The sequence below is a fragment of the Kitasatospora sp. NPDC034035 genome (assembly GCF_055575755.1).
This window is the reverse complement of sequence record NZ_JBVISA010000023.1, coordinates 61,761-70,231: the sequence shown is the minus strand read 5'-3', so window position 1 is coordinate 70,231 and position 8,471 is coordinate 61,761. Positions and strand designations below refer to the sequence as shown.

At 73.0% G+C, this 8,471-nt stretch carries 6 protein-coding genes; 4 read left to right on the top strand and 2 right to left on the bottom strand.

Annotated elements, in window-relative coordinates; genetic code table 11:
- Position 1: 1 nt before the first annotated feature.
- The 4 genes from ACZ52J_RS28810 to ACZ52J_RS28795 are packed head-to-tail and all read left to right on the top strand — an operon-like array spanning position 2 to position 2,450.
- Positions 2 to 217 (top strand): MbtH family protein, encoded by a 216-nt coding sequence (locus ACZ52J_RS28810; protein ID WP_360641298.1) that lies wholly within the window; start codon positions 2 to 4, stop codon positions 215 to 217.
- Between the two features lie 5 nt (positions 218 to 222).
- A complete protein-coding gene (locus ACZ52J_RS28805) occupies positions 223 to 1,470 on the top strand; it encodes a cytochrome P450 (protein ID WP_465622866.1) in 1,248 nt (415 codons plus the stop codon).
- A gap of 33 nt (positions 1,471 to 1,503) precedes the next feature.
- A complete protein-coding gene (locus tag ACZ52J_RS28800) occupies positions 1,504 to 2,247 on the top strand; it encodes an SRPBCC family protein (RefSeq protein WP_465622864.1) in 744 nt (247 codons plus the stop codon).
- A gap of 8 nt (positions 2,248 to 2,255) precedes the next feature.
- Complete coding sequence (locus tag ACZ52J_RS28795) at positions 2,256 to 2,450, top strand: hypothetical protein (RefSeq protein ID WP_360641295.1); 195 nt, start codon at positions 2,256 to 2,258, stop codon at positions 2,448 to 2,450.
- A gap of 614 nt (positions 2,451 to 3,064) precedes the next feature.
- Here ACZ52J_RS28795 and atzF read toward each other — a convergent pair.
- Positions 3,065 to 4,813 (bottom strand): allophanate hydrolase, encoded by a 1,749-nt coding sequence (gene atzF / locus ACZ52J_RS28790; protein WP_465622862.1) that lies wholly within the window; start codon positions 4,811 to 4,813, stop codon positions 3,065 to 3,067.
- Positions 4,810 to 8,400, bottom strand: a complete 3,591-nt coding sequence (gene uca, locus ACZ52J_RS28785; RefSeq protein WP_465622860.1) for an urea carboxylase — start codon at positions 8,398 to 8,400, stop codon at positions 4,810 to 4,812. The genes atzF and uca overlap by 4 nt, the downstream gene beginning before the upstream one ends.
- Positions 8,401 to 8,471 lie beyond the last annotated feature (71 nt).

The window sequence follows — 8,471 nt, the reverse complement described above, 5'->3', positions numbered from 1 at the left end:
CATGACCAACCCCTTCGACGACCAGGACGGCACCTTCCTCGTACTCGTCAACGACGAGAACCAGCACTCGCTGTGGCCGCAGTTCGCGGACGTCCCCGCCGGCTGGACCGTCACCCACGGACCCGACACCCAGGCCGCCTGCCTGGAGTACGTCGAGCAGGCCTGGACCGACATGCGGCCCAAGAGCCTGGCCGACGCCATGGACGCCCAGCGGTAGCCGACGTGACCACCACCGACACCAGGGACGGGGCCCGCGCCACCGCGGGCCCCGCCCGGCCCCGCGACCTCGCCGCGGACCTGCTCACCCCCGAGGCCCGACGGGACCCGTACCCGCTCTACGCCCGTATGCGGCGCGAGAGCCCGGTCCATCGCAGTGCCGAAGGCATCTGGTACCTCACCCGGTACGCCGACGTCGAGGCGGCGCTGGCCGACCTGCGGCTGTCCAACGACCGGGACCGGATGACCCGCGCCTACGTCGCGCTAGGCGGCGACCTGAAGGCCTTCAGCCGGCTCACCGACCGGCTCGGGCGGGTGATGTCCAACACCGACCCGCCGGACCACGCCAGGCTGCGCAAACTGACCAACCGCGCCTTCACCGCCCGGCGCGTCGAAGCCCTGCGCGACGGCATCCAGCGGATCGTCGACCGCCTCATCGACGAAGCCGTCGCGGCCGGGCCGACCACGGACCTGATCGAGGCCGTCGCCGCCCCGCTGCCGATGTCCGTCGTCTGCGAGCTCTTCGGCATCCCGGACGACGACCTCCCGCAGGTCAAGACCTGGTTCAGCCGCTTCGGCCGGCTGAGCGAGGACCTCGACAAGTCCGAGGAGGCGATCGGGCAGTACGAGGAGTACCTCGCCCGCCTCGTCCGGCGCCGCCGGGCCGACCCGGGCGACGACCTGATCAGCGCCCTGGTCGCCACCCAGGCGCAGGACGACCGGCTCACCGACTCCGAACTGCTCTCCACCTGTTTCGTCCTGATCACCGCCGGCGACGAGACCACCACCCACCTGATCGGCAACGGCATGCTCGCCCTGCTGCGCCACCCCGACCAACTGGCCCGGCTGCGCGCGGAACCGGGGCTGATCCGCAGCGCCGTCGAGGAACTGGCCCGTTACGACACGGTGACCCAGGCGATCGTCCGAGTCGTCGCGGAGGACCTGGAGATCGGCGGGCGCACGCTGCGCGAGGGCGAGCTGGTCTACCTGTTCCTCGCCGCGACCAACCGCGACCCCGAGCGCTTCGAGGACCCCGACCGGCTCGACCTGACCCGCCCCGCCAACCGGCACCTCAGCTTCGGCAACGGTCCGCACTTCTGCCTCGGCGGCCCGCTGGCCAAGCTCCAGGCGGAGGTGGCCGTCGGGACGCTGGTCCGCCGGCTGCCTGAACTGCGCCTGGCCGAGGGGAAACCGCTGGAATGGCGGCCCAACCCGCTGCAGCGGCGGGTGTGCGCCCTCCCGGTCACCTACTGACACCTGATGAACGACGACGAAGGAGAACCGACCATGGCCCGAGAGTTCGAGGTCCGCAAGGAACAGGACCTGCCCGCGACACCCGAACAGGTCTGGGCCGCCGTCGCCACCGGTGCCGGCAACCTGGGCTGGCTGTACCCGATGGAGATCGAGCCGCGCGTCGGCGGAAAGGTCACCCGGGCCGAGAGCACCGTCGTGGCATGGGAGCCGCCGACCCACTTCGCCGCCCGGGCGACCCTCGGCGACGAGTTCTCCAACACCCTCAGCTACCGGATCGAGTCGGCCGACGGCGGGACGAGCCACCTGCGCATGGGAATCCACTGGGTGCACGAGGGGGTCTGGGACGAGGTCTGGGACAGGAAGGCGGACGCGGCCGAGAAGCACGTCCACCTCTACCAGCACAGCCTCGCCGAGTACCTGCGGCACTTCGCCGGCCGCCCCGCCGTCTACGTCAAGGCCGGGCGCCCCGAACCCACCGCCGACCCCGCCGACTTCGCTGCCCTGCGGCGACGCCTCGGCCTCGCCGACGACGCGGCCGTCGGCGACCGGCTGTCGCTCCAGGTGCCCGGCCCGGACGGCGGTCCGGAGGAGGTGGTCGTGGACTGGCTCAGCCCCGACTTCGTCGGCCTGCGCGGCCCGGACGCGCTCTACCGCTTCTTCAACGGCAGCACCTGGAACACGCCGATCTGGCTGGCCCACCACGTGTTCGCCGAGGACGCCGACGAGCAGAAAGCCACCCAGGCGTGGAACACCTGGCTCAACGACACCCAAGCCTAGGACCCCCGATGCAAACCTCCACGGAAACACTGCTCTACGCCGCCGAACTCGTCGAGGAGAACGGCACCTACACCCTCGTCGTCCAGGACGTGAGGCGGGACACCGTCCAGACCACCCCGGTCCCCAAGGCCATGGTGGACAAGCTCCCGACCTTCCTCGCGGCACTGAGCGCCAAGCTCACACCGTCGCGCCGCCTCTGGTAGACCCTCTCGCCCCCACGAGGCCGGTGTCGTCCGGAAGCCATCGCGCCCGGGGCGGTGCCGGCCTCGCCGTCCCGGGGGCCTGCCCGTCGAAAACCCCGAGCACCGCTGCACAGCCGGCTTCGGCGAAGTGCGAGTCGGATCTTTCCGGTCGGGCGGCCGATGGAGGACATCACCGAGCCCGCGAGGACTGGATGCACGAGCGGGGATCGGAGCGGGTGGCGGACCTGCGGCTGGTCACCGACGGCCCTGCCGACGCGCCGACCTCAAGCTGCTGGGGCACCATGGAACGCCTGACCCCCGCCGTACCCGCGCCCTGCTGGCAGCCCTGCTGCCGGCCACCTCGACGCCGCTGCTGACCGTTCCGTCGTCGCACCGCCCGGGCCGCCGCCACGGTGGCCGCTACTGTTCTGCTCGCCACGGGCGCGACCACTCCGCCCATCGGACCACCTCCCGGCTCCAACCCACCCGGGCTCAAGCGCCCGCTCGCGGACTGACGACCACTCAGCCGTGTGCTGCCCCGGCCGTTGCCGGGCGCCCGCCTGACCGCAGCTCCCGGTCGCCCGATCGGCACCGCGCCTGTCATCACCTCCCCGGACGTTGGACAGGGTTTCGTCTCAGGTCGTGGCCAGGTAGGCGAGCCAGTCCCCGTGGTGGGTGATGTCGGTTCCCGAGGCCGCGGTGTGTGGGTCGCATTGGAAGCCCAGGACCCAGGAGCCGTCGTCGAGTCGGATGCGGCCGAGGGACATGGGGGCGGGAAGTTCGGCGAGGAAGTGGCCGAGGGCGGCCGGTGAGAGGGTCCAGCGTTCGCCGCTGATCGCGCCGCCGCTGCCGGGGCCGACGTGGATCACGCCCGGTTTGGGAGGTTCGGTGGCGAGGGCGGTCAGCCGGTAGGCGGCGGCGGTTCGTACGTCGCCGGTGTAGCGTGCGCCGAGCCTGGTGAGCTGGTGGTTGAGGGGCTGGCCGTGCCGGTGGGCACCGAAGACGGCGAGGTCGACTCCCGTGCCGGGGAGGGGACCCCGGGCCTGGCCGGCGGATTCGCCGCTCTCCTCGATGAGGCGGCCCTCGATGAGCCGGGCGGCGAGGTCGAGGCCGGTCTGGTCGTCGAAGGCTCGGGTGATGATGCTGATGCCGAAGGGGCTGCCGTCGGCCTCGTCGGCTGGAACGGCGACGGCGGCCAGGTCGAGCAGGTTGACGAAGTTGGTGTAGGTGCCGAGCCGCTTGTTGATGCCGACCGGGTCGGCTTGGACGGCGGCGATGGTGGGGTGCTCGGTGGTGGTGGGCAGGAGCAGGGCGTCGAAGCCGGCCAGCAGGCGGGCGGCGGCCGCCCTGAAGTGGTCGAGGCGTTCCTGGTCGGCGGCGAGGGCGTGGGCGGGCAGGGCGGCCGCGGCGAGGATGATGCCGGCGACGATGGGGTCTGCGGCTTCGGGGTCGCGGGCGATGAACTCGCCGACGGCGGCGTAGCGTTCGGCGACCAGGGCGCCGTCGTAGAGCAGCCGGGCGGCCTCCAGCAGCGGCGATACGTCGGTGACGACTGTTTCGGCGCCGGTTTCCCGGAGCTGTCCGGCAGCCGTGTGGAAGGCGGCTCGGGCTTCGTCGGAGAGGGGCGCGAGGTCCTCGTCGCGGGGGAGGGCGATGCGGGGCCGTTGCGGTGCTGCCAGCCGTACGGCGTCGGGCCAGGTTCGGCTGCGCGGGTCGGCGGCGTCGGGACCGATCATGACGGTCAGCGCCTGTTGGGCCTCGGTGAGGGTGCGGGCGAAGACGGTGACGGAGTCGTAGGGACGGGCGGCGGGGACGACGCCGGTGTTGGGGATCAGGCCGAGGGTGGGTTTGATGCCGACGATGTTGTTGAACGCGGCCGGTACCCGGCCCGAGCCGGCCGTGTCCGTGCCCAGTGCGAAGTCCGCGATGCCCAGGGCCACGGCGACGGCGGAGCCCGAGCTGGAGCCGCCGGAGATCTTCTCCGGGTGGCCCGCGCTGCGGACGGCTCCGTGCGGGCTGCGGGTGCCGACGAGGCCGGTGGCGAACTGGTCCATGTTCGTCTTGCCGAGCACGAGCGCGCCGGCGTCCGTCAGCCGTTGTACGGCGGTGGCCGAGACCTGCGGACGGTAGGCGTAGGCGGGGCAGGCGGCGGTGGTGGGCAGGCCGGCGACGTCGATGTTGTCCTTGACGGCGAAGAGACGACCGGCCAGTGGCAGGACTTCTCCGTCCGCGACGCGGGCGTCGACGGCGCGGGCTTCGGCCAGGACGTCCTCGTAGCGGCGCAGGGCGATCCAGATCTCGGGTCGTTCGGCCTTGTCGATGCGCTCGTAGGCGGCGGCGAGCCGCTCCTCGGCTGTCACGGGGCCGGTGGGGGACTGGTTCACGCTGCTTCCTCTCGGAGGATGACGGCCAACGGGGTGCCGGCGTCGATCTGCTGGCCGGGGGAGACGAGGACGTCGGCGACGACGCCGTCGGCCGGGGCGCGGACGACGACCTCCATCTTCATGGCCTCCAGGACGACGAGCGGCTGTCCGGCCTCGACTCGGGTACCGGGTGCGGCGGCCACCTTCCACACGCTGGAGCTGAGCGGGGCGTCGACCAGGCTGCCGCCGGGAGGCAGGGAGACGGGCCCGGCGGACGCCACGGGGGCGGCCTCGGCCCGTTCGGTGAGTTCGCCCGCTGCTTCCCACGCCTGCCGTTCGGCGGCGAAGGCCGCGGCCTGGCGGGTGCGGAAGGCGGTGATGCTGTCGGCGTTCCGGTGCAGGAAGCGTTCGTGGTCGCTGAGGGAGAACGTGCCGGGCCTGATGTCGAGTTGTCCCCGTCCGGAAGCCAGGTCGGCCCGGATGTCGAGGAGTTCGGCGGGGGAGACGGGGTGCCAGACGATCCGGTCGAAGAAGCGCAGCAGCCAGGGGATGCCGTCCGAGAAGGAACGGCCGGGGCGCAGGCCGCCCCAGATGGGGACCGTGCGGCCGATGAGCTGGTACCCGCCGGGGCTCTCCATGCCGTAGACGCAGAGGTAGGAGCCGCCGATGCCGACGCCTGCCTCGGCGGTCCAGGTGCGCGCCGGGTTGTACTTGGTGGTGACCAGGCGGTGGCGGGGGTCGAGCGGGGTGGCGGCGGGGGCGCCCAGGTAGACGTCGCCTAGGCCGAGGACGAGGTACTGGGCGTCGAAGACGATCCGGCGGACGTCGTCGACCGAGTCCAGACCGTTGACACGGCGGATGAACTCGATGTTGGACGGGTTCCAGGGGGCGTCGTCGCGCACCGAGGTGAGGTAGCGGGAGATGGCCTCGTCCACGGTCGGGTCGTCCCACGACAGGGGGAGGTGGACCTCCCGGCTGGGCACGGCCAGCTCCTGGGCGGCGGGGAGCTGGTCCTCGGCCTCCTGGAGCGCGCCGAGCAGGGTGCGCAGCGGGAGCGTGTCGGGGTCGGTGTGCAGGTGGAGGGAGCGGACGCCGGGGGTGATGTCGACGAGGCCGGCGGGGCGGTGGGCGGCGAGGTGCCGGGCCAGGGCGTGCACCCGCATCCGCAGGGCCAGGTCGAGGGTCATCGGACCGTATTCGACGAGGATGTTGTCGTCCGCGCCGCGCCGGTAGACGACCTCGGGGGTGGTGTCGGTGGCGGGCCGCCGGGCGAGAACACCGTGGTCGGGGTCCGGACCCTCGGTGGGGAGGGTGAGCAGGGCCGGTGAGCGGCGCAGGTCGTCCGCGCGGGCCTCCGTGACGGGGATGAAGCGCACGGTGTCACCGGGGCGCAGCTGGCCCGACTTCCAGCGTTCGGCGGCGACGACGGTGACCGGGCAGGCGAAGCCGCCGAGGCTGGGGCCGTCGGGGCCCAGGATCGCGGGGGTGTCCCCGGTGAGGTTGACGGCGCCGACGGAGTAAGCGGTGTCGTGGATGTTGGAGGGGTGCAGCCCGGCCTCGCCGCCGTCGGGGCGGGCCCATTCGGGCCGGGGGCCCACGAGTCGTACGCCGGTGCGGGCGGACTGGGCGGAGACCTTCCACTCGGCCGAGTACATCGTTTCCAGGCCGCGCGGGGTGAGGAAGTCGGGGGCGGGGTGCGGGCCCTCGCTGACCGCGATCCGCCAGTGGGTGGTGAAGTGCGGGCGGTCGGTGGACGGTACGGAGGTCGGTGCCGGCGATCCGGGGGCGGGTGCGAGGGGACGGAGGACGTCGCCGGTGCGCAGGGCGCGTCCGGCGTGGCCGCCGAAGCCGCCGAGGGTGAAGGTGGCGGTGCTGCCGAGGTAGGCGGGCAGGTCGAGGCCACCGCGGACGAGGACGTAGGTGCGCATGCCCGGGCCCTTGGGGGTGCCGATCTCCAGCAGGGCTCCGGCGGGCAGGTCGAAGGGCTTCCACTGGGCGGCGGGTGTGCCGTCGACCGTGACGTGGGCCGGGGCGCCGGTGACGCAGACGACCGCCGGACGCGAGAAGCGCAGGGCCGGACCCTCCAGGGTGCACTCCAGGCCGGGGGCACCCTCGGGGTTGCCGACGGCGGTGTTGCCCAGGCGGAAGGAGAGGTCGTCCATCGGGCCGCTGGGCGGGATGCCGACCTCCCAGTAGCCGGTGCGGCCGGGCCAGTCCTGGACGGTGGTCAGGGTGCCGCCGCGTACGACGTCGATGCGGGGGCGCGGGTCGGTGACGGAGGTGAGGGTGCTCGTGGTGTGCCGGGCGGCCGTGACCTCTTCCGTGCGGCAGGCGGCGCGCAGGAGGCCGAGGTTGGTCTCGACGCCGTCGATCCGGGTCTCTTCCAGCGCCTCGGCCAGTTTGGCGAGCGCCTCGTCGCGGTCGCGGCCGGTGGCGATGATCTTGGCGAGCATCGGGTCGTAGGCGGTGGAGATCTCCTGGCCGGTCTCGGCCCAGCCGTCCACCCTTACGCCGCTGGGGAGTTGGACGCGGGTGAGCAGGCCGGCGCTCGGGCGGTGGTCCTGGCCCGGGTCCTCGGCGTAGACGCGCGCCTCGACGGCGTGCCCGCGCGTGGGCGGGCCGTCGGGGCCGATGCCGTCGAGGACGTCCTGGTCGCCGCGGGCCAGGCGCAGCATCCAGCTGACCAGGTCGACGCCGGTGATCTCCTCGGTGACCGGGTGCTCGACCTGAAGGCGGGTGTTGACCTCCAGGAAAGCGGCTTCCTCGCGTTCGGCGTCGTAGACGAACTCCACGGTGCCGGCGGAGCGGTAGCCGACCGTCTCGCACAGCTCCCGCGCGCTGCGGTGCAGTTCCTCGCGCAGCGCGGGTGGGAGGCCGGGGGCGGGGGCCTCCTCCAGGACCTTCTGGTGACGGCGCTGGAGGGAGCAGTCCCGGTCGCCGAGGCTGACGACCCGGCCGGTGCCGTCGCCGAAGACCTGCACCTCGACATGTCGGGCGCGGGAGACGTACCGCTCCAGGAAGACCCCGCCATCGCCGAAGTTGCCCCGGGCGAGTCTGGTGACCTGGGCGTACGCCGAGCGCAGTTCTTCCGGACCGGTGCAGGCCCGCATGCCGATGCCGCCTCCGCCGCCGGTCGCTTTGAGCATCACCGGGTAGCCGATGTCCTCGGCGGCTCGCAGGGCCTCGGCCAGGTCCGGAAGGAGCCCGGTACCGGCCAGCAGAGGGACCCCGGCTGCCTCGGCCGCGGCGCGGGCGGTGTGCTTGGCGCCGAAGACCTCCAGTTGGCGGGGCGTCGGGCCGACGAAGGCCAGGCCCGCCGCCTCCACGTCGGCGGCGAACGCGGCGTTCTCGGAGAGGAAGCCGTACCCGGGATGGATCGCCCCGGCGCCCGTCTCGCGGGCGGCGGCCAGGACCAGGTCCGCTCGCAGATAGCTCTCGGCGGCCGGCGCCGGGCCCAGGCGTACCGCTGTGTCGGCCATCCGCACGTGCGGTGCGGCGCGGTCCGCGTCGGAGTACACCGCCACGGTCCGCAGGCCGAGTGCGGACGCCGAGCGGATGATGCGGCAGGCTATCTCGCCGCGGTTGGCGACCAGAAGGGTGTCGAACACGATGTCAGCTCCTCAGAAGGCGGGCCGTGCCGCGGGAACTCGGCGAGGCTTCCCGCGGCACCGGCGACGAA

Bases quoted from the DNA above. Each gene is read 5' to 3' on its own strand.
- ACZ52J_RS28810 (WP_360641298.1), top strand. From the start codon at position 2: ATGACCAACCCCTTCGACGACCAGGACGGCACCTTCCTCGTACTCGTC.
- ACZ52J_RS28800 (WP_465622864.1), top strand. From the start codon at position 1,504: ATGGCCCGAGAGTTCGAGGTCCGCAAGGAACAGGACCTGCCCGCGACA.
- ACZ52J_RS28795 (WP_360641295.1), top strand. From the start codon at position 2,256: ATGCAAACCTCCACGGAAACACTGCTCTACGCCGCCGAACTCGTCGAG.